The following is a 1994-nucleotide window of genomic DNA, read 5'->3' on the forward strand; positions in this document are numbered from 1 at the left end:
CACCGCCCCCCCCACCCCGGCCGGGGGCCCTCGGCCCCCCCGGGGCCCCCCCGACCCCGCCCGGGGGCCCGGCGGGCGAGCGACTCCAGCACCGCCCCGGCCGGTACCCGCAGCCCGGGCGCCGGCGACTCGCCGTAGGCCAGCCACGTGTCCGCGAACGACGCCGCCCGCACGTGCCACAGCCATGCGGCGGCCCCGGTGGACCCTTCGGCGGCCCCGTCCGGCCCGCCCGCCCACTCGTCCGCCGCCAGCCGGACCAGACCCAGACCCGCGACCCGCGCCGCGTCCCCGTCCAGCCCGAGCAGCCATCCACTCCTCACCACGCACCGCCCCCTCAGCGCCCACCACCAGGCCCGTCGCCCGGCAACGGGGCACATCCCACCACACCTGGACGGGGACGAACCAGGTACCCCCTGTCACAACGTGATTACGGCATCATGTACAGGTCACCCGACCGGGCCCGCTCCCGGGCGGCCGGCCAGGGCCCCGGCGCGGGCTCTTTCTCTTCGGCGCCGACCCCCGGGACGCCTTGCCGCGGACTACCGGCCGGCGGCCGCGAGCACCTGCTGGTTCTCCGCGACGTCGGCCGCGGTGAAACAGGCCGGGTTGTTCACGGTGATGTGGGCGGCCGTCGGCAACGATGGCCCGGCGTTGCCGCGCAGGGCTATTGACGTCGCGACACCCGTCGGCCGGACGGCCGCGGTCAGTCGGTGTCGGTGGCGGCCAGGACCGCGAACTCCTGGCCGCCGGGGCGCAGGGCGGCCAGGGCGAGGTCCCAGGCGACGTTGTGGAACCAGGGGGCGGAGGCGGTGCCGATGCGGAACCAGCTGGTCTGCCGCACCCGGTCGGCGGTCTCGGCGATCGGCGCGTTGGCGGGGCCGGCGGTCAGGGCGGCCAGGGAGCGCCAGGCGGCGAGCCTGCCGTAGGCGCCGTAGCAGCCGTGGCCGTAGGCCGGTGCGCGCAGCGCGGCGGTGAGCAGGGTGCGCAGCGCGAGGTCGGGGCTCGACGGGTGGAGCCTGGCCGGGGCCTCGTCCGCGGGCCAAGGGGTGAGCGGCAGGAGGGCGAGGAGCGCCGGGACGTCCTCGGGCGTGACCGGGTCCGGGAGCCAGAACTCCTGGGCGGCGATCTTCCCGTTGGACTGGGCGAGCCAGTGGGCGACGGCCGCGCCCATGGCCTCCACGGTCGCGGGCACGCCGGTCTCGGTGGGATCGGCGTCGGCCGTCCGCTGCCGCATCGCCGGCGTGGTCTCCAGCGCGTCGCCCGGCTCCGGCCACACGGGGGGAACCGTCCAGGTCCAGTCGTCCGCGGCGTCCGCGGGGCGCCGCAGCCCGTGTTCCTCGGGCAGCAGGTCCAGTGGCAGCACGGCGAGGGGGTGGCCCTCGGCCACGAGGGTGTCGGCGAAGGCGCGCAGCGCGGGGTAGCCGTTGACCGCGTCGGAGACGAGCACCGTCTCGTGGAGCAGGCAGGCCGCGAACTCGCGGGCCTGGGCGGCCTCGGGCACCTGGTCGAACACCACGTCGGCGATGTCCTCGATGCGGTGCCCGTGGGCCACGACCGCGGCCAGGTAGCGCGGGGAGACGCTCTGGTGCGGCGAGTCCAGCACGCGCACCAGGGCGCGCAGGCTCTCCGCCCCGGGGCGGGCGGCCAGGGCGTTCAGCGTCCAGTACAGGACCGCGGCGCAGTGCCCCTTGCGGTCCTCTCCCGCGGCGGTCCGGGCGGCGAGTTCCGCGGCGAGGTCGCCGGCCCAGCCGAACTCGCCGGTGGCGACCCGCGATTCGACCTCGGCGCGCAGTACGGAGACGTCCGAGTCCTCGGCCTCGCACAGGCCGTCCACTGTGCGGGTGATGTCGTTGCCCATGGCGTGATTATGTCCCGTCGCCGGGCCGGATCCTGTGTGGCCCCACCACCGGGGGCAAACGCGAGGGCGGGGGGGGGGCGGGGGGCGGGGCGCCCCCCCGGCGCCCCCCCCCGGGGGGCGGGCGCCGCGCCGCCCC

General features: G+C 77.5%; 1 protein-coding gene and 1 pseudogene. Both read right to left on the reverse strand.

What is annotated here, in order from left to right; genetic code table 11:
• Positions 1 to 323 (reverse strand): annotated as a pseudogene (locus tag ACFV4F_RS14435) (hypothetical protein); the annotation flags it as partial.
• 380 nt (positions 324 to 703) lie between these two features.
• A complete protein-coding gene (locus tag ACFV4F_RS14440; protein ID WP_380502438.1) occupies positions 704 to 1858 on the reverse strand; it encodes a DUF6183 family protein in 1155 nt (384 codons plus the stop codon).
• Positions 1859 to 1994 lie beyond the last annotated feature (136 nt).

Origin of the sequence: Kitasatospora sp. NPDC059722, assembly GCF_042733235.1 — a bacterium.
Lineage (GTDB): Bacteria > Actinomycetota > Actinomycetes > Streptomycetales > Streptomycetaceae > Kitasatospora.

What these genes read in the sequence shown, in the direction of transcription:
- ACFV4F_RS14440 (WP_380502438.1), bottom strand. Translation starts at nt 1,858, where the DNA reads ATGGGCAACGACATCACCCGCACAGTGGACGGCCTGTGCGAGGCCGAG.